This window comes from Bradyrhizobium sp. USDA 223, from assembly GCF_044909005.1.
GTDB classification, from domain to species: domain Bacteria; phylum Pseudomonadota; class Alphaproteobacteria; order Rhizobiales; family Xanthobacteraceae; genus Bradyrhizobium; species Bradyrhizobium yuanmingense.
The window spans coordinates 6,623,873-6,649,939 of record NZ_JBIYDR010000001.1 but is presented as its reverse complement, the minus strand read 5'-3'; the positions used below and the strand labels follow the sequence as shown (position 1 = coordinate 6,649,939).

20 protein-coding genes, 1 pseudogene and 1 riboswitch are annotated in these 26,067 nt (G+C 66.1%); of the genes and pseudogenes, 14 read left to right on the top strand and 7 right to left on the bottom strand.

The window, feature by feature from the left end:
• Nucleotides 1–37: 37 nt before the first annotated feature.
• On the bottom strand, nt 38–784 hold the full coding sequence (locus tag ABIA40_RS30990; RefSeq protein WP_404545032.1) for a uroporphyrinogen-III synthase: 747 nt from the start codon (nt 782–784) through the stop codon (nt 38–40).
• A 151-nt stretch (nt 785–935) separates the two neighbouring features.
• On the opposite strand from ABIA40_RS30990, the gene tsaD reads away from it, so the two are divergent.
• From tsaD to ABIA40_RS30975, 3 genes are read left to right on the top strand one after another with little or no spacing between them, the layout of a single operon-like run.
• The gene (gene tsaD / locus ABIA40_RS30985; protein WP_404545030.1) at nt 936–2,009 is read left to right on the top strand and encodes a tRNA (adenosine(37)-N6)-threonylcarbamoyltransferase complex transferase subunit TsaD; all 1,074 of its coding nucleotides are present in this window, start codon (nt 936–938) and stop codon (nt 2,007–2,009) included.
• A 2-nt stretch (nt 2,010–2,011) separates the two neighbouring features.
• Entirely contained in the window at nt 2,012–2,992 is a 981-nt protein-coding gene (locus ABIA40_RS30980) for an NAD(P)H-dependent glycerol-3-phosphate dehydrogenase (RefSeq protein ID WP_404545028.1), read from the top strand.
• A gap of 2 nt (nt 2,993–2,994) precedes the next feature.
• Nucleotides 2,995–3,408: an EVE domain-containing protein gene (locus ABIA40_RS30975; RefSeq protein WP_271543172.1), complete on the top strand. Its 414-nt coding sequence runs from the start codon at nt 2,995–2,997 to the stop codon at nt 3,406–3,408.
• Nucleotides 3,409–3,500: 92 nt separating this feature from the next.
• Here ABIA40_RS30975 and ABIA40_RS30970 read toward each other — a convergent pair whose 3' ends face one another.
• A complete protein-coding gene (locus ABIA40_RS30970; protein WP_271543684.1) occupies nt 3,501–4,595 on the bottom strand; it encodes an adenylate/guanylate cyclase domain-containing protein in 1,095 nt (364 codons plus the stop codon).
• Between the two features lie 101 nt (nt 4,596–4,696).
• On the opposite strand from ABIA40_RS30970, the gene ABIA40_RS30965 reads away from it, so the two are divergent.
• The gene (locus tag ABIA40_RS30965) at nt 4,697–5,152 is read left to right on the top strand and encodes an SRPBCC domain-containing protein (protein WP_404545026.1); all 456 of its coding nucleotides are present in this window, start codon (nt 4,697–4,699) and stop codon (nt 5,150–5,152) included.
• A gap of 110 nt (nt 5,153–5,262) precedes the next feature.
• On the opposite strand, the gene ABIA40_RS30960 is transcribed toward ABIA40_RS30965, so the two are convergent.
• Complete coding sequence (locus ABIA40_RS30960; RefSeq protein ID WP_271543173.1) at nt 5,263–6,432, bottom strand: DNA topoisomerase IB; 1,170 nt, start codon at nt 6,430–6,432, stop codon at nt 5,263–5,265.
• A 390-nt stretch (nt 6,433–6,822) separates the two neighbouring features.
• On the opposite strand from ABIA40_RS30960, the gene acs reads away from it, so the two are divergent.
• Complete coding sequence (acs, locus tag ABIA40_RS30955) at nt 6,823–8,769, top strand: acetate--CoA ligase (protein WP_157285120.1); 1,947 nt, start codon at nt 6,823–6,825, stop codon at nt 8,767–8,769.
• Between the two features lie 420 nt (nt 8,770–9,189).
• Nucleotides 9,190–9,705, top strand: a complete 516-nt coding sequence (locus ABIA40_RS30950) for a L,D-transpeptidase (protein WP_036024233.1) — start codon at nt 9,190–9,192, stop codon at nt 9,703–9,705.
• 53 nt (nt 9,706–9,758) lie between these two features.
• Here the strand turns inward: ABIA40_RS30950 and ABIA40_RS30945 are convergent, their stop codons facing one another.
• Nucleotides 9,759–10,343, bottom strand: a complete 585-nt coding sequence (locus ABIA40_RS30945; RefSeq protein ID WP_275513670.1) for a thermonuclease family protein — start codon at nt 10,341–10,343, stop codon at nt 9,759–9,761.
• Nucleotides 10,344–10,544: 201 nt separating this feature from the next.
• On the opposite strand from ABIA40_RS30945, the gene ABIA40_RS30940 reads away from it, so the two are divergent.
• The 4 genes from ABIA40_RS30940 (at nt 10,545) to cysN (ending at nt 16,300) form a co-directional block, all read left to right on the top strand.
• On the top strand, nt 10,545–12,263 hold the full coding sequence (locus ABIA40_RS30940; protein ID WP_404545022.1) for a methyl-accepting chemotaxis protein: 1,719 nt from the start codon (nt 10,545–10,547) through the stop codon (nt 12,261–12,263).
• A 154-nt stretch (nt 12,264–12,417) separates the two neighbouring features.
• A complete protein-coding gene (locus tag ABIA40_RS30935; protein ID WP_271543174.1) occupies nt 12,418–13,437 on the top strand; it encodes a sulfotransferase family protein in 1,020 nt (339 codons plus the stop codon).
• Nucleotides 13,438–13,442: 5 nt separating this feature from the next.
• Nucleotides 13,443–14,405, top strand: a complete 963-nt coding sequence (gene cysD / locus ABIA40_RS30930; RefSeq protein WP_404545020.1) for a sulfate adenylyltransferase subunit CysD — start codon at nt 13,443–13,445, stop codon at nt 14,403–14,405.
• Nucleotides 14,405–16,300 (top strand): sulfate adenylyltransferase subunit CysN, encoded by a 1,896-nt coding sequence (gene cysN / locus ABIA40_RS30925; RefSeq protein ID WP_404545018.1) that lies wholly within the window; start codon nt 14,405–14,407, stop codon nt 16,298–16,300. The genes cysD and cysN overlap by 1 nt, the downstream gene beginning before the upstream one ends.
• A 184-nt stretch (nt 16,301–16,484) precedes the next feature.
• Here cysN and ABIA40_RS30920 read toward each other — a convergent pair whose 3' ends face one another.
• On the bottom strand, nt 16,485–16,694 hold the full coding sequence (locus ABIA40_RS30920) for a DUF1674 domain-containing protein (RefSeq protein ID WP_271543177.1): 210 nt from the start codon (nt 16,692–16,694) through the stop codon (nt 16,485–16,487).
• 188 nt (nt 16,695–16,882) lie between these two features.
• Here ABIA40_RS30920 and ABIA40_RS30915 point away from each other — a divergent pair, with 188 nt between their 5' ends.
• The 3 genes from ABIA40_RS30915 to purH all read left to right on the top strand — a co-directional run bounded on the left by ABIA40_RS30915 (nt 16,883) and on the right by purH (nt 21,863).
• Nucleotides 16,883–18,229, top strand: coding sequence for an RsmB/NOP family class I SAM-dependent RNA methyltransferase (locus ABIA40_RS30915; RefSeq protein ID WP_271543178.1), 1,347 nt, complete (start codon nt 16,883–16,885; stop codon nt 18,227–18,229).
• A gap of 157 nt (nt 18,230–18,386) precedes the next feature.
• Nucleotides 18,387–20,105 carry a heparinase II/III family protein gene (locus ABIA40_RS30910; protein WP_271543179.1) on the top strand — a complete coding sequence of 573 codons (1,719 nt, stop codon included), beginning with the start codon at nt 18,387–18,389 and terminating at the stop codon, nt 20,103–20,105.
• A gap of 59 nt (nt 20,106–20,164) precedes the next feature.
• Nucleotides 20,165–20,246: riboswitch (ZMP/ZTP riboswitch) on the top strand.
• Between the two features lie 24 nt (nt 20,247–20,270).
• Entirely contained in the window at nt 20,271–21,863 is a 1,593-nt protein-coding gene (gene purH, locus ABIA40_RS30905) for a bifunctional phosphoribosylaminoimidazolecarboxamide formyltransferase/IMP cyclohydrolase (RefSeq protein ID WP_404545015.1), read from the top strand.
• 120 nt (nt 21,864–21,983) lie between these two features.
• On the opposite strand, the pseudogene ABIA40_RS30900 reads toward purH, so the two are convergent.
• A pseudogene (locus ABIA40_RS30900) lies at nt 21,984–23,370 on the bottom strand (MFS transporter).
• A 100-nt stretch (nt 23,371–23,470) separates the two neighbouring features.
• Here ABIA40_RS30900 and ggt point away from each other — a divergent pair.
• Nucleotides 23,471–25,222, top strand: a complete 1,752-nt coding sequence (gene ggt / locus ABIA40_RS30895) for a gamma-glutamyltransferase (RefSeq protein ID WP_271543181.1) — start codon at nt 23,471–23,473, stop codon at nt 25,220–25,222.
• 29 nt (nt 25,223–25,251) lie between these two features.
• Here the strand turns inward: ggt and ABIA40_RS30890 are convergent, their stop codons facing one another.
• The gene (locus ABIA40_RS30890) at nt 25,252–25,917 is read right to left on the bottom strand and encodes a glutathione S-transferase family protein (protein WP_271543182.1); all 666 of its coding nucleotides are present in this window, start codon (nt 25,915–25,917) and stop codon (nt 25,252–25,254) included.
• Nucleotides 25,918–26,067 lie beyond the last annotated feature (150 nt).

Below are 26,067 nucleotides of genomic sequence, written 5' to 3'. Positions count from 1 at the left end.
AGGGATGGATTAGATTGCGTCGGATTCGGCCCGACCTTTACGCCAAACGGGTCCGCAACGCACGCTCCAAGGTGTCGAATAAGGCAGTTTCGTCCGGCGTTGCGGCCACCAGAACCTGTGACGCGCCGGCATCGCGCAGCACGCCCGCAACGGTCTCGGACAGGCAGCAATGCGGGATCGCTAGCGCCGAAATTTCGACACCTTCGTCCCGCGCCGCATCTAGGAACGCACGTGCGCTACGCCGGGAGTAGTGCAGCACCGCCTCGATCCCGTAGGCGGCAAAGCCCTCGCACACCTCGCGCGGCAGATGCTTCACCGGCGCCATGCGGTAGGTCGTCTGCGTCACCACGCGGAAACCTCCCGCGCCGAGCTCGCCGCCGAGGTCGCGCGACAGATCCGCGCCGGCGAGATACAGCAGCGTGCTGTTTTTCTTCAGCACCTTGTCGCACGCGCTCTGCATCACCTTGTCGCGCAAGGACGCTGCGTCGCCCCCGGCGACGATCACCTCGGCAAAACCAGCCTTTCGCGCCGCTGAAGCCGTATGTTCGCCGACCGCGTACAATGGTAGCTCCAGCAGACCGAGGTCCGGCAATTGCGGCGCTATGGCGCGAATCGCGTTGGCCGAGGTGACGAGAACGGCATCATAAGAAACTTCGCTCTCGCCTTGGAAGGCGACCGGCTCGAGCTTGAGTGCCGGCGCAAGCAGTACCGCATGCCCGCGCGTGCGCAGATTGTCCGCCGTCGCCGCATTGTCGGGATGCGGCCGTGTGACAAGAATGGACATCGCTGCTGTTCCCGGACCATTTGGCGGTGACGCATTGACCAGAACGGCTGCGCGTGACGATTGCGCAAGCCGACCCCGGGATGCTACCGGACGTACCAGAACTCTGCTTTATGGATGAGCGCAAGGGCGCAAATTGGATAACAATTCGCCAATGCTGGTGCTGGGCATCGAAACCACCTGCGACGAGACCGCCGCGGCCGTGATCGAACGCGCGGCCGACGGCAAGGGCAAGATCCTGTCCAACATCGTGCGGTCGCAGATCGCCGAGCATGCCCGCTTCGGCGGCGTGGTGCCGGAGATCGCCGCGCGCGCGCATGTCGACGTGCTCGATGGGATTATCGAGCGCGCCATGAACGAGGCCGGCATCGGGTATGCTCAGCTCGACGGCGTCGCGGCGGCCGCGGGGCCCGGGCTGATCGGCGGCGTCATCGTCGGACTCACCACCGCGAAGGCGATCGCGATGGTGCACGACACGCCGCTGGTCGCGGTGAACCATCTCGAAGCGCATGCGCTGACGCCGCGTCTCACCGACGGCATCGAATTTCCCTATTGCCTCTTCCTCGCCTCCGGCGGCCATACCCAGATCGTCGCGGTCACCGGCGTCGGCCAATATGTGCGGCTCGGCACCACGGTCGACGACGCCATCGGCGAGGCCTTCGACAAGGTCGCGAAAATGCTGGGCCTGCCCTATCCCGGCGGCCCGCAGGTCGAGCGCGCGGCGGCAGGCGGCGACGCCACGCGCTTTGCGTTTCCCCGGCCGATGCAGGGGCGCCCCGATGCCAATTTCTCGCTGTCGGGGCTGAAGACGGCGGTGCGCACCGAAGCGAGCCGGCTGGCCGAGCTCATGCCGCAGGACATCAACGATCTCTGCGCGAGCTTCCAGGCCGCCGTGCTCGATTCAACGGCCGACCGGCTGAGCGTCGGCCTGAAGCTTTTCCGCGAGCAGTTCGGCGCGCCGCGCGCGCTGGTCGCCGCCGGCGGCGTCGCCGCCAATCAGGCGATCCGCGGCGCGCTTGACGATGTCGCGAGGCAGGCCGGGACGCAGCTGATCATGCCACCGCCCGCGCTGTGCACCGACAACGGCGCCATGATCGCCTGGGCCGGCGCCGAGCGCCTGGCGCTCGGCCTGACCGACACGATGGACGCGCAGCCGCGCGCACGCTGGCTGCTCGATGCCAACGCGACGGCGCCCGCGGGCTACGGCAAGACTCGGGCGGGATTCTAGGGATGGCCGCGTTCCAATCCGTCGCAGTGATCGGCGCAGGCGCCTGGGGTACGGCGCTGGCGACGGTGGCGGTGCGAGCAGGGCGAAACGTGACGCTGTGGGCACGCAATGCCGAGCATGGCGCGCGGATCGCATCGACGCGCGACAACCCGCGGCTGCCGGGCGTGCGCATCGCGCCTGAGATCGTGGTGACGGGCGAGCTGGCGCTCGCCGCGCGCGCGGACATGCTGCTGATCGCGACGCCGGCGCAACATTTGCGCGGTGCCGTCAACATGCTGGCCTCGCACATCACGAAAGCGGTGCCGATCGTCGCCTGCGCCAAGGGTATCGAGCACGGCACCCACAAGTTCATGACCGACGTGATCGCCGAGGCCGCGCCGCACGCGCGGCCGGCGATCCTGTCGGGGCCGAGCTTTGCCGACGACGTCGCACGCGGCCTGCCGACGGCAGTGACCCTGGCGGCAAGCGATGAGGCGCTCGCCAGCAGCCTGGTGCAGGCGCTGGGCTCGCCGACATTCCGCCCCTATCACTCCACCGACATTCGCGGCGTCGAGATCGGTGGCGCCGCCAAGAACGTGCTGGCGATCGCGGTCGGCATTGCGGTCGGGCGCAAGCTCGGCGCCTCCGCGCAGGCGGCGCTCACGACCCGCGGCTTTGCCGAGCTGACGCGCCTCGGCCGTGCGCTCGGCGCACGCAGCGAGACGCTCACCGGCCTGTCGGGCCTCGGTGATCTCATTCTGACCTGCTCGAGCCCGCAATCGCGCAATTTCGCGCTCGGCCTCGCGCTCGGACGCGGCGAGCAGCCGCCCGCCGGCAAGCTCGCCGAGGGTGAGTTCACCGCCCCCGTGCTGATCGAGCTCGCGGCTTCGCAAGACATCGAATTGCCGGTATCCGAGGCGGTCGCATCGATCCTGAGCGGCCGAAGCACGATCGATGCCGCGATCTCGGCGCTGATGACGCGCCCCTTCAAGGCAGAGGAATAAGCTTGGCGTACTGGCTCGTGAAATCCGAACCGTCGGTGTGGTCCTGGGACCAGCAGGTTGCGAAGGGCGCCAAGGGCGAGGCCTGGACCGGCGTGCGCAATTTCACCGCGCGTCAGAACCTCGTGAACATGAAGAAGGGCGACAAGGCGTTCTTCTATCATTCCAACGAGGGCAAGGAGATCGTCGGCATCGCCGAGATCATCAAGGAGGCCTATCCCGATCCAACCGACAAGACCGGCAAATTCGTCTGCGTCGACATCAAGGCCGACAAACCCTTGAAGACGCCGGTGACGATGGTCGCGATCAAGGCGGAGAAGAAGCTCGCGGATATGGCGCTGGTGAAATATTCGCGCCTGTCGGTGCAGCCGGTGACGGCGGAGGAGTGGAAGCTCGTCTGCAAGATGGGCGGGCTGTAGTTACGTCGTTTCGTAGCCCGGATGGAGCGCAGCGCAATCCGGGAAAGTCTCGATTGAAGCCCGATCCCGGATTACGCTTCGCTCCATCCGGGCTACGATATCCGGGCTTGCGATTCCTCCAGCGCAAACACCTCGCACGGTGCGGCAATGCCGCGCAGCGAGTGCGACCCGAGCGCAACCAGCGGCATCTCCGTCTCGGCGGCGAGCGCGCCCGACACCAGCACCGTCCGGCCCAGCGGCTTGCACAATCCCTCCAGACGGCTGGCGAGATTGACGGCGGGGCCGATCGCGGTGAAGTCGAGCCGGTTGGCGGCGCCGATATTGCCCCAGAGCATCTCGCCGAGATGGAGCGCGGCGCCAAACGACAAAGGCGGCAGCCCTTGCGCGCGGCGCTCCTTGTTGAGGTACGCCATGCCCGCTTCGGCTGCGCTTGCCGCGCGCAGCGCGGCATCGCAGGCGCGGCGCGGTGACGCCTCGAGCACCGGAAAGATCGCGAGCACGCCGTCGCCGATGAATTTCAGCACCTCGCCGCCGAAGGCGTGAACCGCGCCGGCGATGCGATCAAACCAGGCATCGAGCGCCGCAATGACACCGGCCGGCGGGGTGGTCTCCGACAGGCTCGTGAAATTGCGCAGGTCCGCATAGAGCAGTGCGGCCTGGATGGTCTCGCCGAGATCGCGGCGCAGAGGCGCCGCCAGTACCCGCTCCGCGCTGCGCGTGCCGAGGTATGCATCGAGCGTTGCCCGCAAGGTGGCGCGCGCGGCGAGCACGGCCAGCGGCGTTGCGGCGAAACGCGCGGCCTGACGCAATTGCTCGATCTCATCTGCCGTGAATGGGCGCGGTCCGATCCAGCCGAGCAGCGGTCCAGCAGGCCGTCCGGCGACATCTTCATGCACCTCGCCGCGCGCGATATCGCGCAGCCAGCGGCGGCCGGCGTCGTCGGGTGGATCGGGCGCGAGGCCGCCCGGCGCGAAGCCGAGCGCTTCGATCACCTGGCCGCTGTCGGCACGCCACAGCCAGGTCCGCTTCGCGATCAGCGGATGCGGCACCTCCAGCGTCAGGGCGCCTGCCGCGAGCGGCACGCCGTCGGCGACCAGATGCGCGCCGAGCTCCGCGAGCAGGTGGTCGGCCCCGCGACAATCCGAGGCCGCATCGAGGAGCCAGGCGAGGGTCGGGGAGAGCTGCATCAGGCGATCATGGCGAAACCGGGTCGTCTTTGCCACGGGCAATCCTTGACGGAGCGCAGGGCCACCGCCATGTCCCATCGTCAGACCAGGGATGATCGCCGATGCCCGAGCCCTTCATAGTGCGACGCGAGACCCAGATCGCGGCCCCGCGCGCCACTGTCTTCGCCTACCTCACCGACCCCGAAAAGATCCTGAGCTGGATGGGCTCCGACGCAACCACGGAGCCTTATCCCGGCGGGCTCTACCTGCTCAAGGGCGTCAGCCCGGACGGCGCCGCCGCCCGCGGCGCGTTCCGCGAGGTCGTGCCGGTGCATCGTCTGGCCTACACGTTCGGGTGGGAGGGCGGTCAGGAAGTGCCGCCCGGCTCGAGCCTGATCGAGATCGACCTGATCGAGCAGGACGGCGGCACGCTGCTGCGCATGACCCATAGCGGCCTGCCGAACGAAGCGCAGGCGGCCGCTCATGCAACGGGTTGGGCGCACTACCTTGAGCGGCTCACGATCGCAGCCGCAGGCGGCGATCCCGGTCCGGACACGGGTGTGTCAGATAAGAAGTAGCTCTCGTAGGGTGGGCAACGGCGCGCTCTTCGCGCCGTGCCCACCACCCGTCACCATGGGCAAATGGTGGGCACGCTTCGTTTTGCCCACCCTACGAGAGCGTCGCTTCGTTACACCGCCGCGGTTGCCACCACCTGCGCCAGCAACTGCTCGCGCCTGGCCTGCGAGCGCTGACCCGTCATGGTCGCGGCGAAGCGCTCGAGGATGCCATCCTCGAAGGCGGTGACGATGGTGTCGTGGACGTAGCTCTTGCGGCAGATCGCCGGCGTGTTGGAGAGCTGGTCGGCGGCGGCGCGGATCGCATCCAGCACCTGCTTCTTGCGGCCGCGCTGGCTGCTCGCCGGCGTGATCCGCGACAGCGATTCCACCACGACGGCGGACGCCATCAGCGTGCGGAAATCTTTCAGCGAGATCTTGATGCCGGCAATCTCGCGCAGAAACGCGTTCACCTGGGTGGTGTTGACCGCGCGCACGATGCCGGAGGCATCGCGATACTGGAACATGCGCTTGCCGGGAACGCTCTGCAAAATGCCAATGGCGCGCACCAGCTTGGCGGCGTCGCACTCTTTGCGCACCGCCTTGCCACCCTTGGCCTTGAAGGTCAGCACGAAGCAATCGTCTTCCAGCGTGACGTTTGACTTCAGCAGCGTGGTCGCGCCGCGGGTGCCGTTGAGGCGGGCGTAAGATTCATTGCCGGGGCGGATTGCGGTGCGCGCGATCAGCTCGATCACGGCCGAGAGCGCGAACTCGCGCGTCGGCTCGTCCCCTGACAGGAACGCCGAGACCTTGCGCCGAATTTTCGGCAGCGCGCCGACGAGCTTTGCCAGGCGATGCGCCTTGCGCTGCTCGCGGACCTTCTCCCAGTCGGCGTGATAGCGGTATTGCAGCCGGCCCGCGGCATCGCGGCCCACCGCCTGAAGGTGCGAGTTCGGATCGGCGGAGTAGCGCACCTCGCGATAGGCCGGCGGCACCGCCATGGCGTGCAGCCGCCGGATGGTGCGGGCGTCGCGGATATGCGCGCCGTTGGGACGGACGAAGGAATAGCCCTTGCCGCGCCTGATACGACGGATGGTCAGCTCGTTTTGGTCGCCGAGCCGCAAGCCGAGCTCCTTGGCGAGGGCCTCGACCGTCGCCGCAGGCGCCGTGTCATAGGTCTTCTTGGGGCTCGGGCGCCTGAAACCGCCCGGTTTCGGCCATTGTCCGAGGGCCTTGGCCAGGGCAATGGCTGCAGGATCGGCTGAAGCGGGCCGTATCGTCCCGAGATTCTGCTGATCCATCATGGTCTTACGCCTTAGCCCTGTCCTGTTGTCGATCAATGCCGCTGTTGTGATTTTTGTTCCGAGGGGTCTCTTTGGACCCGGGTTGGCCATTTAGGGTGTTCCGAACACGATTGCGAGTCCCGAATCAGTGAGAAGAGGTTGCTAAATACCTCTCCTCGGCGCATGGGGGGTCTGCAGCGTCCCTGCTGGCGGTTTGGGTAAAGAGCCGGAAGGCGCCCGTCGCCCTGTTTCAGATTTGCGACGCGACCCGCCCAGACCTTGATCCTCCGCATGGCCGGCTGCCCGTCGAAGGTCCAGCTTGTGCTCCTTGTCGGGCCCGGTTAGCCCGACGCATAATCCATCGAATGATGCTGCCGGCATTGCCTGAGCTTGCCGCATGTGGAGGGAAGCATGTCCGAGAAGATCTACGATATCCCCGCGGAGTGGGCGAAGCGCGCCTGGGTCGACCAGGCCAAGTACAAGGAGATGTACGCCCGTTCGATCTCGGACCCGAACGGTTTCTGGGCGGAGCAGGCCAAGCGCATCGACTGGATGAAGGCGCCGACTAAAATCGAGAACGTCTCGTTCGCGCCGGGCAACATCTCGATCAAATGGTTCGAGGACGGCGTGCTCAACGTCGCCTACAACTGCATCGACCGGCATCTGCCTGCGCGCGCCAACCAGACCGCGATCATCTGGGAAGGCGACGATCCCTCGCAGTCCAAGCACATCACCTACAAGGAGCTGCATGACGAGGTCTGCCGGATGGCCAACATCCTGCGCACCCGCAACGTCGGGAAGGGCGACCGCGTCACCATCTACCTGCCGATGATCCCGGAAGCTGCTTACGCGATGCTGGCCTGCGCGCGGATCGGCGCCATCCACTCCGTGGTATTCGCGGGCTTCTCGCCTGACAGCCTCGCCCAACGCATCAACGACTGCCAATCCAAGGTGATCATCACCGCGGACGAGGGCCTGCGCGGCGGCAAGAAGGTGCCGCTGAAGGCCAATGTCGATGCGGCGCTCAGCAAGGCCGACGGCGTCGACTGGGTCGTCGTGGTCAAGCGCACCGGCGCCAAGGTCGACATGAACCCGACGCGCGATCTCTGGTACCACGAGGCGGCGGCGATGGTGACCACGGAATGCCCGGTCGAGCACATGCACGCCGAGGACCCGCTGTTCATCCTCTACACGTCGGGCTCGACCGGCCAGCCCAAGGGCGTGCTGCACACCTCCGGCGGCTATCTCGTGTTCGCCTCGATGACGCATCAATACGTCTTCGACTATCACGACGGCGACATCTACTGGTGCACCGCCGACGTCGGCTGGGTCACCGGCCACAGCTACATCCTCTATGGGCCGCTCGCCAACGGCGCGACCACGCTGATGTTCGAGGGCGTGCCCAATTATCCGGATAATTCGCGGTTCTGGAACGTCATCGACAAGCACAAGGTCAACATCTTCTACACCGCGCCGACCGCGATCCGCGCGCTGATGCAGTCCGGCGACGAACCGGTGAAGAAGACCTCGCGCGCCTCGCTCCGTCTGCTCGGCTCGGTCGGCGAGCCCATCAATCCCGAAGCCTGGGAGTGGTATCACCGCGTCGTCGGCGACGACCGCTGCCCGATCGTCGACACGTGGTGGCAGACCGAGACCGGCGGCATTCTGATCACGCCGCTGCCGGGCGCGACCAAGCTGAAGCCCGGCTCGGCGACGCAACCGTTCTTCGGCGTGGTGCCTGAGATCGTCGATGCCGACGGCAAGGTGCTGGAAGGCGAGACATCAGGCAATCTCTGCCTGACGCGCTCGTGGCCGGGCCAGATGCGCACGGTCTACGGCGACCATGCCCGCTTCGAGCAGACCTATTTCTCGACCTATAAGGGCAAGTACTTCACCGGCGACGGCTGCCGCCGCGACGCCGACGGCTATTACTGGATCACCGGCCGCGTCGACGACGTCATCAACGTCTCCGGCCACCGCATGGGCACCGCCGAAGTCGAGAGCGCGCTGGTCGCGCATGAGAAGGTGTCGGAAGCCGCCGTCGTCGGCTTCCCGCACGACATCAAGGGTCAGGGCATCTACGCCTATGTCACCCTGATGGCCGGCGTGCAGCCGAGCGACGAGCTGCGCAAGGAGCTCGTGACCTGGGTGCGCAAGGAGATCGGCCCGATCGCCTCGCCCGACCAGATCCAGTTCGCCCCGGGCCTGCCCAAGACCCGCTCCGGCAAGATCATGCGCCGCATCCTGCGCAAGATCGCCGAGGACGAGCCGGGCAGCCTCGGCGACACCTCGACGCTCGCCGATCCCGCCGTTGTCGATGATCTCGTCAAGAACCGGCAGAACAAGAAGTCGGCGTAAGGCGAGTTCGTGCCCCGGACGCAGCGCAGCGCTCCTTCAGCGGTGCGCTGCTGAGCCGGGGCCCAGCGATCGACCGAAAGAAAGAACTGGGTCCCGGATCGGCGCTCCGCCTCGCTGCGCTTGTCCGGGACACGAGAGCGCGTCTCCCTCTCAACCAACGGCCATTCACACCCTCACGCTGTTGTCAGCGGGCGCGGCAGCGCGCCTGCATCTTTCCCGCCGAGTGTTGTTTTCTGGTCATTTACTTTATTTCGAACATTTCCTTTGTTCCCCCTGCTGGCCTGCCCTCGGCAGCCGCGCGCGGAAACCATTGGGTTAACGGGCGCCGTTAAGAATGAGCATCGACGAGGGCTTGGTGCGGCGACGATTGCCGGTTCTGCGTCATTTTGGACGATCCGATTTGGGCAAGGGGAAGCATCGATGTCGATGAGGATTGCGGTGGCGCTGGCCGCCACCATCGCGGCTGGGGCCTTGACGTCGACGGCGGCGCAGGCGCGGCCGGAAATGGTGGGGGCGCACCTGGCCGACTATTCGCCGGGCACCATCGTGGTCAAAACCAGCGAGCGGCGGCTTTATCTCATCCTCGGGAACGGCCAGGCCGTGCGCTATCCGGTCGGCGTCGGCAAAGCCGGCAAGCAGTGGGCCGGCACCACGAAGATCGACGGCAAATATCTCAATCCGGCCTGGGCGCCGCCCGCCGAGGTGAAGCGCGACAAGCCTGGTATCCCCGACGTCATTCCGGGCGGCTCGCCGCGCAACCCGATGGGCGTTGCGGCGATGACGCTCGCCGGCGGCGAATATGCGATCCACGGCACCAACGTGCCGGGCTCGATCGGCGGCTTCGTCTCCTATGGCTGCATCCGCATGCTCAACGACGACATCACCGATCTCTACGGCCGCGTCTCCGTCGGCACGACGGTGGTCGTGACGCGCTGATCGCCTGAATCAGCCGAGATGAAATGAAAGGCCGCGTCTTCGACGCGGCCTTTTTATTGCCAGAACCGCCAGCCGCGCGCGCACCAGCCGTCGCGATGGCCGCCATTGTAGCTGCGCACGAAGCCGCCGGCGAGCAGTGCCGCCGAAACGTTCGCAGTCCGCCGGGTCGCGACGTCGGCGAGGACTCGGCCGTATTTGTCGGGAGCGAGATTGGTAATGGTCACGCCGCCCTGGCCGAGCAGATCGCGCAAGGCACGGGCCGCAGCTTCGGCCTTGTCCAGCTCCTCCTGGCAGGATGCTTTCAATTCGGGCGCATCGATGCCGCGCAGCCGAATGCGGACCACGGGATCGCGTCCCTCGTGCAGACGAACACGGGCGAGAAAAGTGTCGCCATCGATGGCGCGGATGAATTCGACGGGCCGCACATCCGCGTGGCCGGTCTGCTGAAGAACGATCTCGGCATCTCCAGTGCGATCGGTATCGGGAACAAGCCAGTGCGTTCCATGGCGGAATGTGAGCACGACGGCCAGCCCGATGCCCACTACGAACATCCAGGGCAATAGGCCGGAGAAGCGGCGGCCGAACGGCGAGCCGCTGAACTGCGGCCGATAGGAATTGGGGCGATCCTGGAAACGCATCAGCTCACGCTATGACTGAGTCGGGGGAACTCACAAGCATGAGCGCGTCCATGAACGAAGCCGAATGCGCCCGGAGGCCATGCACGAAAGTTCCGTCTCTCAGAAGTCAGCCGTAGTTCTACTGGGGATTCGCGAATATTTTCCAATTCTCAATCATTGGTTGCGAATAGCTGTTATACGACAAACCGAGGGGAGATCGCCGTGAGGTCATTCAGGTTTCGCATTGGAACAAAGCTCGGCATCGTGACAGGCGTGAGCGTCGTGCTGGTCGGCGGCATGCTGACCAATCAGATGCTCGGCAACCGCTCCATTGCCGAATCCAATCGCCTCGTCACGATCAACTATCTCAACAAGGGCAATGCGCAGGCGGCTCAGACGGCGATGGCACGCGCGCAGCTCGCCGCTCTCGAACTCGGCTCGGCACCGTCAGCCGGAGAGGTGGACAGGCTCCTTGAGCTTCTCCGTACCCGGGCCGGCGAGGCCGGCACCGAAATCGATGCCGCGAGAGAGCGGGCGACCCGCAAGGTCACACAGGACGCTTACCGCGAGACCAAGAAATTCGTCGATGCGTATCTGGCCAGCGGCGTCGAGCTCGCCGCGGCGCAAAAGGCGGTCATCGCCGCCCCCGCGGGTGGCGCCAAGCTTGCAGCAGAGTCGGCAAGGGCAAGCATTCTCGCAGAGCATATGCGTCCGGCAGCACAGGAAGTCAGCAAGCGCATCGACGATCTCGTCGGCGTCGCCAACGAATTCGCCGCGCGCCGCAAGGGCGAGATGCTGGCCGAGCTGGACCGCGTCGCCAATTTCGCTTTGATCGTCGGCCTATTCGTCGTCCTGACGTTGGTCGGCTCCGCAGTCTTTTCCGTCTTGAACGTCGCCCGTCCGATCCGTCGCATTGGCGATGTGCTCCTGCAGCTCGCCGGAGGCAACAAGGCGATCGAAATTCCCTACACCCGCCGTGGCGACGAGGTCGGCGATAACGCCCGCGCGGCACAGGCCTTCAAGGACAATCTGATCCGCATCGAGCAGATGGAAGCCGAGCAGAAGAACCATCAAGCCGCTGCGGCCGCTCAGCGCAAGCAGGAGATGACGCGGCTTGCCAACGCGTTCGAAACTGCGGTCGGCGGCATCATCGACTCGGTGTCGGCTGCATCCCAGGAGCTCGAATCCGCTGCCGGCACGTTGTCGGGTACGGCCGAACAGACCCAGCAGCTCTCCGGAATGGTCGCCGCCGCCTCGGAGGAAGCCTCGACCAATGTCGGGGCCGTGGCGTCCGCGGCCGAGGAAATGAGCACGTCGGTCGTCGAGATCGGCCGTCAGGTGCACGATTCCAGCCGTATCGCCGGCGATGCGGTCAAGCAGGCCGAGCGCACCGATGCCCGGATCAACGAGCTGCTCAAGGCGGCGGGCCGCATCGGCGACGTCGTCAAATTGATCACGGCGATCGCCGAACAGACCAACCTCCTGGCGCTAAACGCAACGATCGAGGCGGCCCGCGCCGGCGAGTCCGGCCGCGGCTTTGCGGTCGTGGCGAGCGAGGTCAAGGCGCTCGCGGCGCAAACCGCGCGAGCGACCGAGGAAATCAGCGCGCAGATCGCCGGCATGCAATCGGCAACGCAGGACTCCGTCGGAGCGATCAAGGAAATCGGAACGACCATCGGCCGCATCTCCGATATTTCGACGACCATTGCCGCGACGATCGAACAGCAGGGCGCAGCGACGGCCGAGATTGCGCGAAACGTCAGCGAAGCCGCCAAGGGAACGGTCGAAGTCGCGGACAAGATCGCCCAGGTCAGCCATGGCGCGAGCGCGACCGGCGCGGCGTCGGGACAAGTGTTGGCGTCGGCGCGTTCACTGTCGAGCGAAAGCAGCCTCCTGAAGACGGAGGTCGAGAAGTTCCTCAGCACCGTGCGCGCCGCGTAATGCGCAACGAAGCGGCGAGCACGATTGCCGTGCTCGCCGGACATTCATGAAGCCCCCGGGATTGCCCGGGTTTGACCGGGGTCATAATCAACAATAGGTTGAATATTGAGCCGTAAGCAACTCGCTTGCGGAACCTGTTCAGCGAGTCCCCGCCATGAATATCGATGCGTCGTCCCCCGATTCGCTCGAGCGAATCGCCGAACTCGTTCGTCAGCAAGATAGTTCTCTCGACACCACGCTGCTTCCGCCGGTGGAGGGGTTCCAAACCAGGACCGTCGCGCTCGAAACGCTGATGCGCGAGGTGACGGAGTGCCTGGCGGACGGCTTCCGGCATCGCTCGCCGCAAGACTTTCCCATGCTCTATTTTGCATGCGGCAAGGCGCGCGTCGGATCGACGGCCCTGAGCAATCTGTTCGGCATGACCGGGATGCCTTCCTATTATCAGCCTTTGAAGGCCATGCTGCGCGATGCGCTCGTCGGCAAGAGGCCGGCGCCGTGGGCCGTGCCGTCGGCAGACGACGAGCCGCACATCTTCAGCAAGGAAACGATCGGGCCCTACGTGCTCGCCGAGAGCCTGTTCAATCCGCTCAAGCTGCTGATCGAGGCGGGCTATCCGCGGCACCGGCTGCATCTCATCATGCTCGACCGTGAGCCGGCGAGTTCACTGGCATCGTGGCTCGACAAGCTGATCTCGCGCGCGCCTGCAGATGTATTGTTGCGGCACTATGTCGTCGCCGCGCTCAACGCGGCTCAAGTCGCAAGCTACGCCCAGCGACAGGGCGTTGCCGTCACTCACTACGTTTATGAGGTGAGCAAGGAGGCCGTGTCCTCGGTTCGTGTCCTGTTCGAACGGATCGGCCTTTCGGGCAGCTTCAACGAGAATGCCGTGACGTCCTGGCGTGAGCCGGGAGACTCGCACGCGAACAATGCGCGCGTCATCTTCCCGAGCGAAGCGACGATCTACAAGGTGCCCAATCTGCACACCTCCGACAGTGCCTATCGCTACCAGCGGCGTGCGACGGCCTCTCTGAGCGAAGCGCAACGCGAGGCTCTGGAGCGCTGCGGGGTCAATGATGCGTATCGCGCCGCGGTCGCCGCCTGCGTTCGCGATCTCGGCCTGAATGCGGCACTGTCGCAACGTCTGTTCGGCGACTGGTTTGCTGCGGCTGCGTGATCGTCATGCTGGACATTCCCACCGGAGCCGATTCCGCACTCCATGAAGGTGCTGGCGGCAAGCAGCGTCACGTCGCCAGCCACCTCCGCCGGCTGGAGGCGGAAAGCATCCACATTCTGCGAGAGACGGCGGCCGAGTTCCGCAAGCCGGTCATGCTGTATTCGATCGGGAAGGACTCGTCGGTGCTGCTGCATCTGGCGATGAAGGCCTTTGATCCCGGCAGGCCGCCGTTTCCGCTGCTGCATGTCGATACGACCTGGAAGTTTCGCGAGATGATCGCGTTTCGGGACCGACGCGCGCGCGAGCTCGGGCTCGACCTGATCGTCCATACCAACACTGACGGATTGAGCCAGGGCGTCGACCCCTTCACCCACGGCTCGGCCCGCTACACCGACGTCATGAAGACGCAAGCGCTGCGACAGGCGCTGGACTTCCACGGCTTCGACGCCGCGATCGGAGGCGCGCGGCGCGACGAGGAGAAGTCGCGCGCCAAGGAGCGCGTGTTCTCGCACCGCAGCGCCGCGCATCGCTGGGATCCGAAGAACCAGCGGCCGGAGCTGTGGGGCCTGTACAACACGAGGCTCGCGCCCGGTGAGAGCATGCGGGTGTTTCCGCTGTCGAACTGGACCGAGATCGACGTGTGGGACTACATCCTGCTCGAGGACATCCCGATCGTTCCGCTCTATCTCGCAGCGTCGCGCCCGGTGGTCGAGCGCGACGGTGCGCTGATCATGGTGGACGACGACCGGATGCCGCTGCAGCCTGGCGAAGAACCGCAATGGCGCTCCGTCAGGTTTCGCACCCTCGGCTGCTATCCCCTCACCGGCGCAACGAGCTCGACGGCGGCAACCCTGCCCGAGATCGTGCAGGAGATGATGGCGTCGCGTACCTCCGAACGACAGGGACGCATGATCGACCGGGACAGTCCCGCATCGATGGAGCGCAAGAAGGCGGAAGGTTATTTCTGATGTCCTATCACGAGGCACCGACCATTGCCGCCACCGATGCGCCGCGGCTCGACCAGGAGGATCGCCCGACGCTGCGTTTCGTCACCTGCGGCAGCGTCGACGACGGCAAGAGCACGCTGGTCGGTCGGCTGCTCTACGATTCGAAGACGCTGCTCGACGACCAGCTCGACGCGCTCGCCTCGGAGAGCAAGACCGCCGGCACCACCGGCGGCGACCTCGACTTCGCGCTGCTGGTCGACGGGTTGCAGGCCGAGCGCGAGCAGGGCATCACCATCGACGTGGCCTACCGCTTCTTCGCCACGAAGCTGCGCCGCTTCATCGTCGCCGACACGCCGGGACATGCGCAATATACGCGCAATATGGCGACCGGTGCTTCCAATGCCGATCTCGCCGTGGTGCTGGTCGACGCGCGCAAGGGCGTGATCACGCAGACGCGGCGTCACAGCCACATCCTGTCGCTGCTCGGCATCCGCCACGTCGTGCTCGCCGTGAACAAGATGGACCTGATCGGATTTGACGGCGATCGCTTCGCTTCCATCACCGCCGAATACCTGACTCTGGCCGGCCAGCTCGGGATCTCCCAGGTCCAGTGCATCCCGGTCGTTGCGCCCGACGGCGACAACATCGTCGCTGCGAGCACGCGCATGCCCTGGTACGAGGGGCCGACCATTACGGCCTATCTGGAATCCGTGGACGTCGCCGGCGACGCCTCGCAGCAGCCGTTCCGGCTGCCGGTGCAATGGGTGAGCCGGCCGCATGCGGATTTTCGCGGCTTCTGCGGACGGATCACGAGCGGAACGATCGCGGTGGGCGATGCCGTTCGCGCGCAACCATCGGGACACCAGACCCGCATCGCGCGCATTCTCACGCCCGCCGGCGAGCGCAATCACGCAAGGTCGGGCGAGTCCATCACCCTCACGCTCGCCGATGAGATCGACGTCAGCCGCGGCGACGTGCTCACCGCCGGATCTGCAGCGCCGGTGTCGGATCAGCTCGCGGCCCATCTCGTCTGGTTCGATGGCGAGGCCATGGTCGCCGGCCGGCGCTATCTGCTCCGGTGCGGCACCGCCTCGACCGGCGCGGTGATCACGGAGCTCAAGCACCGGATCGCCATCGACACCATGGCGCGGGAAAGCGCCGCCACGCTCGACGTCAATGAGATCGGCTATGTCCATCTCGATCTCGACCGCCCGCTGGTGTTCGAGGCCTATCGCGACAACCGCGAGATGGGCAGTTTCATCCTGATCGACCCGATCAGCCATCGCACTGCCGCGGCGGGAATGATCGACATGTCGCTCCGCCGCGCCACCAACGTTCATTGGCAGCGGCTTGCGGTCGACAAATCCGTGCGGGCTCGGCTGAAGCAGCAACGGCCCTGCGTGCTCTGGTTCACGGGGCTGAGCGGCGCCGGCAAATCGACCATCGCCAATCTCGTCGACAGCCGGCTCGCCGAGCTTGGGCGCCATGCCGCGTTGATCGACGGCGACAATCTTCGTCACGGCATCAACCGCGACCTCGGCTTTTCCAACGCGGAGAGAACGGAGAACGTCCGGCGCGTCGCGGAGATCGCGGGGCTGTTCGTCGAGGCCGGCTTGATCGCGCTGGTGGCGCTGATCTCGCCGTTCCGCAGCGAGCGCGAGCTGGCGCGCCAGCGGCTCGAAGCGGGCGAGTTCATCGAGATCCATGTCGCGACGCCGCTTGCCGAATGCGAGCGCCGCGATCCCAAGGGTCTCTATCGCAAGGCTAGGTCGGGCCAGCTACCGGCATTCACCGGCATCGATGCCCCCTACGAAGCGCCGCTGGCGCCCGACATCACCATCGACACCTCGGAGCTGTCGAGCGAGGCGGCCTGCGAACGCATCATCCGCTACTTGCGAGAGCACAATTACCTGTAGCGAGCCAAGGCAAGACGAGATTCGGTCTGATGCGGCCGCGAAGGAGCTTCGCTCCCTCTCCCGCTTGCGGGAGAGGGCTGGGGAGAGGGTGTATCCGCAATGGGATAATCCCTTAGAGAAGAAAGCCCTCACCCGCGCCTGCGGCGCGACTTCTCCCGCAAGCGGGAGAGGTTAAATAAGCGCCTCAGAAGTCGGAAGCGATGCCCTTGCGCTCCCAATCGCCGTAGCGGGTGGGCTCGGGCCCCTTTGGACCCTGCAGCTCCTTCGCCTTGGTCTCGTTCTTGGCCTCATCGTTGGCCCTGGCGGCCGCAGCCTGCCGGCGCGCCTCGGCCTCGGCCAGCGCACGCTGGGCGGCCGGCGACAGCGGCTTGCGATCGGGAACGGGGTTACTCATCGCCGCGCTTTCTAGCGCAGGACCGGGCACAACGCGATGCCCAATAACGCATTCCTGAAATCGGCCCGGAGCGCTGAAAAACCCGCAAGCGATTCTTACATTTGGCATATTCGCGTGTCAGAGATCGACTTCTCAAGGCATGCGCCCATTGCGGCGGAACTGCCGCTCGTTCAGAACCTTGCTTCCGCATGCCATCTCAACGTTTCGTCCCTCCGTCCGAAGTGCCCGGCCTTGCGGCGCGACGGATAGCCGCCGACATCGTCGACGGCGTGCTGCACAAGCACCGCACGCTCGACGACCAGCTTGACGGCGCCGGTGCCCACCCCGGACTGAAGACGCTGGCGGATCGCGACCGCGCGCTGATGCGGCGCCTGGTCGCCACCGTGCTGCGCCGGCTCGGCACTCTCGGCCATGTGCTGTCCCGCCTGCTCGACAAGGGCGTTCCCTCCGACGCGCCACGCGCGCAGAGTGCACTTTTGATCGGCGCCGCCCAGATCCTCTGGATGGACGTGCCGGATCACGCCGCGGTCGATCTCTCCGTCCGGCTCGTGCAATCCGACCGCCGCGCCGCGCGCTATGCCGGGCTCGTCAACGCCGTGCTGCGCCGCTGTGCGCGCGAGGGCAAGGCGCTGGTGGAGGAGGTCGCGACACAATCGCTGGATCTGCCGCCATGGCTGCTCGCGCGCTGGAGCGCGCATTATGGCGAGGCGACCGCACGCGACATGGCATCGGCGCTCGGCCACGAGCCCTCGCTCGATCTCACGGTGAAATCGGATCCCGCCCAATGGGCGAGCCGCCTGCATGGCGAGACGTTGCCGACCGGAACGGTGCGGATGCTGCTGCACGGTTCGGTGACCATGCTGCCCGGCTTCGCCGAAGGACAATGGTGGGTGCAGGACGCCGCCGCCGCGTTGCCCGCCCGGCTGTTCGGCGATGTCAAAGGCAAGTCCATTGCCGATCTCTGCGCCGCCCCCGGCGGCAAGACCGCGCAGCTGGCGCTCTCAGGCGCGCAGGTCACGGCAATCGACCGCTCGCCCGCGCGTGTGGCGCGTTTGCGCGAAAACCTGGCGCGGCTGTCGCTGCAGGCCGAGACCGTCGTCGCTGACGCCGTCGAATGGACCGGCCCGGCCGAGGCGTTCGACGGTGTTCTGATCGATGCGCCCTGCACCTCCACCGGCACGATCCGCCGTCATCCCGACGTCGCATGGCTGCGGCAGGACTCCGACATCGCTACCCTGGCCGCGCTCCAGCAGCGGCTGCTGCGCAAGTCGGTGTCGCTGCTCAAGCCGGGCGGGACGCTGGTCTATTGCACCTGTTCGCTGGAACCCGAGGAGGGCGAGCAGGCGGTGGCGGCACTGCTCGCCGCCGAGCCCGCACTTCGCCGCGCTCCGATCGTGGCATCGGAGGTTGCGGGCCTCGACGAAATCCTCAACCGGGACGGCGACCTGCGCACCCTGCCCTGCCATCTGCCGAACGCCGATCCCAGGCTCGGCGGGCTCGACGGATTTTTCGCGGCCCGACTCGTTAAATCCTGATTTTGCACTGGATTTTGCGACCACGACCCTGATTCGCGCCGTTCAAGGTGGTGTCAGGCGTCCGATTTTGGGATTAATAAGGATTCGTCACTGATCCTCTCCCCCATCAAGGCAAGGCGTGTCGGTCGCTCAACGCAGACGTATCTCGACGCTGGTCATGAACCGCTTCGCGCGGAACATGCTCGCGCGCGCGAGCGGCGGTTCCGTTGTGCTGTCGCGAGTCTGGCCCGGCCGTACCGACCGGCTGATCATCGCGCCGCATGACCTGCGGACCGCGGATGCGACTCGCGCTGCCGAGATCTATGCCGGTCGCTTCGTCTTCGCCGGCAAGATCGTCAATTGCCACGGCCGCTCGATCTTCGACCTCGAGCCGCCGTCGGAGGATTGGGAGGTTGCGCTGCTCGGCTTCGGCTGGCTGCGGCACTTGCGCGCCGCCGATACGGCGCTGACGCGGGCGAATGCGCGCGCGCTGATCGAGGACTGGATCTCGAATCCCGCCAACAAGCGCCGCCCCGTCGCGCGCCGTGCCGACGTGCTGGCGCGGCGCGTGATCTCGCTGCTGTCGCAGGCGCCGCTGGTGCTGAGCGAGACCGACAACAAGTTCTACCGCCGTTACTTGCGGGCGCTGGCGCGCGAGATCCGCTTCCTGCGCTATACCATGGTCGACATTCCGGACGGGGTGCCGAAGCTGCAGGTGCTGATCGCGCTGTGCTATGCGTCCCTGTGCCTCGCCAACCAGACGCGTCACATCCGCACCGCCTCCAAGAAGCTGTCCGACGAATTGCAGCGGCAGATCCTGCCCGATGGCGGCCACATCTCGCGCAATCCGGGGGCGCTGATCGAGCTCCTGATCGACCTCTTGCCGCTGCGGCAGACTTTTGCCGCGCGCAATATCGCGCCGCCGCCGGCGCTGCTCAATGCGATCGACCGCATGATGCCGATGCTGCGCTTCTTCCGGCACGGCGACGGCAATTTCGCCCTGTTCAACGGCATGAGCGCGACCTCGTCCGACCTGCTCGCCACGCTGCTCGCCTATGACGACACCCACGGCGTGCCGATGGCGAACATGCCGCATACCGGCTTTCAGCGCCTCGATGCCGGCCAGACCACTGTGATCATCGACACCGGCCCGCCGCCGCCGGCCGGCGTCAGCCACGACGCCCATGCCGGCTGCCTCTCGTTCGAATTGTCGTCCGGCATCAGCCGCATCGTCACCAATTGCGGCATGCCGACCACCGGCCGGGACAATTGGCGGCCGTTCGCACGCAGCACGGCGGCGCATTCGACCCTGACCTATCACGAGACGTCGTCATGCCAGTTCGTCGAGATGTCGGCGATGAAGCGGCTCCTGCACGGCGCGCCCGTCACCAGCGGCCCGGTCGAGGTCGAGAGTTATCGCGAGGTCGTGCAGAACGGCACGCTGCTCACGACCTCGCATGACGGCTATCTCGCCAAGTTCGGCGCGATCCACCGCCGCGTGCTGATGATCGCCAATGACGGCGCGCGCATCGACGGCGAGGACGCGCTGTCGCCGCCGCAGGGCGGACGCTTCAAGGGCGCCGATGCCGATTTCGCGCTGCGCTTCCATCTGCATCCGGCGGTGAAGGCGAGCCGGCTGTCGGATGCGCGCGGCGTCATGCTGGTGCTGCCGAACCGCGACGTCTGGACCTTCGAGGCATTGGACGACAAGGTCGATCTCGAGGACAGCGTATTCCTGGCCGGCAATGACGGCCCGCGCCGCACCGCCCAGATCGTGATCCGTCAGAACGCCCGCCAGGCCCCCTCGATCCGCTGGAGCTTTGTCCGCTCCACCGCCTCGCCCGCGGTGACCAATGCCCGCCGCAACGCCCGGCGCGAGCCGGAACTTCCGTTGTAAACAGGCGCGATCCGGCCCTATCTACCCGTTGAGAGCGACGCCAAAAGCTGCTATCGAGCGCTCGCTCGCGCGACTGGCGACCTTGGATGGAGCACCATCGGGAAGCGCGGGACATATAAGCCGCGCGCCTGGGCATAGACACTCCCTGAACAGAGGATCTTGCTCATGACTGACCATCCCCGCCGCGTCACCCGCGCCCTTCTCTCCGTCTCCGACAAGACCAGCCTGATCGAGTTCGCCAAGGCGCTCGCCGCGCACGATGTCGAGCTGGTTTCGACCGGCGGCACCGCGAAAGCGATCGCCGCGGCCGGCCTTAAGGTGAAGGACGTCTCCGACCTCACCGGCTTCCCCGAGATGATGGACGGCCGCGTCAAGACGCTGCATCCGAAGGTGCATGGCGGCCTGCTCGCGATCCGCGACAACAAGGAGCATGCGGAGGCGATGAAGGCGCATGGCATCGCGCCGATCGACCTCCTCGTCGTCAATCTCTATCCGTTCGAGGCGACCGTCGACAAAGGCGCGGGCTTCGAGGATTGCATCGAGAACATCGACATCGGCGGCCCCGCGATGATCCGCGCCGCCGCCAAGAATCACGACGACGTCGCCGTGGTGGTCGAGGCGCAGGACTATCAGGCCGTGCTCGACGAGCTTGCCGCCAACAAGGGCGCGACCACGCTGAAGCTTCGCCGGCGGCTTGCCGCGAAGGCCTATGCCCGCACTGCGGCCTATGACGCCGCGATCTCGAACTGGTTCAACCGTCAGCTCGAGGTCGACGCGCCCGACTTCCGCGCTTTCGGCGGCAGGCTGATCCAGTCGCTGCGCTACGGCGAGAACCCGCATCAGACCGCCGCGTTCTATGCGACACCGGACAAGCGCCCCGGCGTCTCCACCGCGCGGCAGCTCCAGGGCAAGGAGCTCTCCTACAACAACATCAACGACACCGATGCCGCCTATGAATGCATCGGCGAGTTCGACGCCAAGCGCACCGCGGCCTGCGTCATCGTCAAGCATGCCAATCCCTGCGGCGTCGCCGAAGGGCCGAACCTCGTCGAGGCCTATCGCAGGGCGCTGGCCTGCGATTCAACGTCCGCGTTCGGCGGCATCATCGCGATGAACCGCGCCCTCGATGCCGACACCGCGCGCGAGATCACCAAGATCTTCACCGAGGTCATCATCGCGCCCGACGCCAGCGAGGAGGCGATCGCCATCATCGGCGGCAAGAAGAACCTGCGCCTGCTGCTCGCCGGCAGCCTGCCCGATCCGCGTGCGCCGGGCCTGACCGCCAAGACGGTGGCCGGCGGCCTGCTGGTGCAAAGCCGCGACAACGCCGTGGTCGACGACATGACGTTCAAGGTCGTCACCAAGCGCGCGCCGACGGATGCGGAGATGCGTGATCTGAAGTTTGCGTTCCGGGTGGCAAAACACGTCAAGTCCAACACCATCATCTACGCCAAGGATCTCGCCACCGTCGGTATCGGCGCGGGTCAGATGAGCCGGGTGGATTCAGCGCGGATCGCCGCACGCAAGGCGCAGGATGCGGCGGCCGAGCTGAAGCTCGCCGAACCGCTCACCAAGGGTTCGGTGGTGGCCTCGGATGCATTCTTCCCGTTCGCCGACGGCATGCTCGCCTGCATCGAAGCCGGCGCCACCGCCGTGGTGCAGCCCGGCGGCTCCATGCGCGACGACGAGGTGATCAAGGCCGCGGACGAGCACGGCATCGCCATGGTGTTCACGGGAACGCGGCACTTCAGGCATTGAGACCATCGATTCGTCATTGCGAGCGAAGCGAAGCAATCCAGTCTCTCTCCGCAAGGAAGGTCTGGATTGCTTCGTCGCAAGTGCTCCACGCAATGACGAGGATAGAGTTGCGTGGTGCAGCTAATCCCGCACCCGCATCAACAGGCCCAATCCCGCGACGAAGAACACGACGAGCACGGCCATGCCGGCCTTCTGGCTGGCGGTCACCGCGGTGACCAGGCCGATCAGGAGCGGGGCCGATGAAGGACGTCACCTTTCCCGTCAGCGCGAACAGGCCGAAATATTGCGCGATGCGATCCTTCGGTGCGAGATGGATCAGCAGCGTGCGGGAAGCGGCCTGGAGCGGGCCGCCGGCGGCACCGATCAGGCAGCCCAGCACCAGATAGGCGCGCTCGGCCGCGCTCGAGAACAGAGCAGCGCCCGCTTGCGGCGGCGCGGTCTTGACGAACAGGACGCTGTCCTTGTCGACCAGAAGAATCGCGGCCACCGACAGCAGCAGGACCAGCAGGCTGCCGGCGATGACGCGCTTCGGCCCGAGACGATCATCCAGCTTGCCGCCGAGCCAGGCGCCGAGCGCGCCGGCGATCGCGAGCATGATGCCGAACGTCCCGATCTGGATCGTGTGCCAGCCGAAGGTGCCCGCGGCATAGATGCCGCCGAAGGCGAACAGCGACACCAGACCATCGGTGTAGATCATGTTGGCGAGCAGGAATGCCGCGAGCGATTTCTGCCTCGGCAGACTCTTGATCGACTGCTTCAGCTCCGAGAGGCCCTCGCGCAACGCCTCGCCCAGCGGGCGCTTCGCCGGATAATCCGGCGTGAACAGGAACATCGGCGTCACGAAGATGATGAACCACAGCGCGGTCAGCGGCCCCGCGGCACGATCGCCCTGACGTGTGAGGGGATCGAGACCGAAGAGCGGCGTGACGCCGAGCAGCGTGCGGCCGGTCTCGGGATTGGCGGCGAGCAGGCCGAGCACGATGATCAGGCTGACGATGCCGCCAATGTAGCCCGTGGCCCAGCCGGTGCCGGAGAGACGGCCGATCCGCTCCGGCGGCACCAGGGTCGGCATCATCGCGTTGTTGAAGAGCGTGGCAAATTCCGCACCAACGCTGGCGAGCGCAACTGCGGTGAGCACCAGCGGAATGACGGCATGATCGCCGGGCTTGCCGATCCAGAGCGTGCAGGACGCCAGCACCAGCACCGTACCGAAACCTGCGATCCACGGTTTCCTGCGGCCCGAAGCGTCGGCGATGGCGCCGAGCACCGGCGACAACAGCGCGATCGCGAGGCCCGCGGCCGCCATCGCAAAGCCCCACAAGGATTGACCGGCGGCGGGATTTGGCGCAATGGCCGTCGCGAAATAGGGCGCGAACACGAAGGTCGTGATCAGCGTGAAATATGGCTGCGCGGCCCAATCGAAGAAGATCCAACTCACGACGGCGGCGCGCGGCGGATAGGTCCGCGCCACGCCGGCCATGCGCGCATCCGGGGCGATTGTCGTCATCACGCAGTACCCATCACGAACAGTTTTGCCTCTCTTAGAGCAAACGGTATAGCATTACGGTGACGGGTGTGAACCGGTTCAACGCCACGGCAGGAATTCGATGATGTCGTCATATTCGACACGGCGGAGATTTTTAGCCGCCATTGCTGCCCTGGTGCTCGGTCTCGCGCCTGCAACCGCTCAGGATGCACGGCAGGGCTATGTTCCGCCCGCACGCGAGGCGGTGCGCGCCGTCGCCGCCGAGCACGGCATGGTGGTGGCGCAGGAGAAGATCTCCGCGCAGATCGGCGCCGACATCCTGCGGCGCGGCGGCAATGCTATCGACGCTGCGGTCGCGACCGGCTTTGCGATGGCCGTGACCTATCCGCGTGCCGGCAATATCGGCGGCGGCGGCTTCATGGTGATCCATTCCGCCGATCGCAATGAAGACATCACGATCGACTATCGCGAAACCGCGCCGGCCGCCACCACGCCGCAGATCTTCCTCGGCGCCGACGGCAAGCCCGACGCGACGAAGTCACGGGACTCCGCGCTCGGCATCGGCGTGCCCGGCACCGTTGCCGGCCTCGCGCTCGCGCTCGAGAAATACGGCTCGGGTCAGTTCACGCTGGCGCAACTGCTGGCACCCTCGATTGCGCTCGCACGCGATGGCTTCATCGTCAGCGACGACATGGCCGATACGTTGCCGAGCTGGCACCGGCGGCTGGCACGCTGGCCTTCTTCGGCCAGGATCTTCTCGCGTCCGGATGGCACGCCGCTGGGCGAAGGCGATCGGCTGGTGCAGGGCGATCTCGCCGAAACGCTGGCGGCCGTCGCTGCACAGGGGCCGCGGGGATTCTATGAGGGGCCGGTCGCCGAGAAACTCACCAAGGCCGTGACCGATGCCGGCGGCATCATGACGCCGGCCGACCTCAAGGCCTATCAGCCGGTCATCCGCGCGCCGGTGCGTGGCAGCTACCGCGGCTATGACATCGTGTCGATGCCGCTACCCTCATCCGGCGGCGTCGTGCTGATGGAGACGCTCAACATCCTCGAGGGCTTCCCTCTGGCAGATCTGAAGCAGGGATCGGCGGCGTCGCTGCATCTCTTGATCGAAGCCATGAAGCGCGCTTATGCCGACCGCGCCCGCTATCTCGGCGATCCCGCCTTCGTCAACGCGCCGATCGAGACCCTCATTGCGAAGGACTATGCCGCGAAGCTGCGCGCGAACATTTCCTCCGAACGCGCCACGCCCTCGAAGGAGCTCGTGTCTGCTTCTGCCGCGCCGCGTGAGGGCAGCAACACCACGCATTTTTCCGTCGTCGACGCCCGCGGCAACGCCGTCAGCAACACCTACACGCTGAACTTCAGCTACGGCGTCGGCCTCGTCGCCGACGGCACCGGTGTGCTGCTCAACAACGAGCTCGACGATTTCACCGCGGCGGTCGGTGCGTCCAACGCCTATGGCCTCGTCGGCTTCGAGGCGAATCTGCCCGGACCCGGCAAGCGGCCGCTGTCGTCGATGTCGCCGACCATCGTGCTGAGGGACGGCAAGCCGGTGCTGGTGACGGGCTCGCCCGGCGGCAGCCGCATCATCTCGACTGTGCTGCAGGTGATCGTGAACGTGCTCGACTACAAGATGGATGTTGCGGCCGCCGTCGCAACGCCGCGGCTGCACCACCAATGGCTGCCGGATGAAGTGCGCGTCGAGCGCGGCTTTCCCGAGGGCGTGCTGCTCGAGCTGAAGGCGATGGGGCACCTCGTTGTCGAGCCTATGGGGCAGACATCTGCCAACTCGATTCTGGTGACACCGAACGGACCGCTGGGCGCAGCCGATCCGCGCACGCGCGGGGCGGAGGCGGCGGGGCAGTAACGTGCTCCCGGCATGTCGGGGTGGAAACTTTACCGCCCGACCTGATACGGCCCGCCCTTTTCCAGCGCGCGCACATATGCAGGGCGGGCGTGGATGCGCTCCAGGAACGCCATCGCCCTGGGATGGCCCTGCTCGAGCCCGCCGCGGGCTTGCGCCGCTTCGAGCGGAAAGCTCATCTGGATGTCGGCCGCACTGAACTCGCTGCCGGCGAACCACTCGCTCTTAGCGAGCTCGCCTTCCCAATAGTCCATGTGCTGCTTGAGCTGCGGATTGACCAGCGCGGTCAGTGCCTGGTTGCAGACCTTGCGCACCAGCGGGCGCAGCAAGGCCGGCGCACGCTTCGGCATCAGCGTGAACAGCAGCTTGAGCAGCAGCGGCTGCATCGCGGATCCTTCCGCATAGTGCAGCCAATAGGTGTAGCGCAGCCGCTCCGGCGTGTTCGGCGGCGGGATCAGCCGCCCGTTGCCATAGGTGGCGATGAGATATTCGATGATCGCGCCTGATTCGGCGATGGTGTTGCCGTTGTCGGTGATGACCGGCGACTTGCCCAGCGGATGGATGGCGCGCAGCTCCTTCGGCGCGCGCATGTCCGGCTGACGCTGATAGCGCACGATCTCGTAGGAAACGCCCAGCTCCTCGAGCAGCCACAGCACGCGCTGCGAGCGGGAATTGTTGAGGTGGTGAACGGTCAGCATCGCGGGGTCCTCAAGGCTTGGTCGTGGTCATCGGCCGCGCCGTTGGTGCCAGCCCGGCAACACAATGTCGAGCCGTCGCCGCAGATATTTTCACCCGGGTATATTGACGCGAGGAATTTACCCGGGTATTAAATCAGCAACGCGATCAAT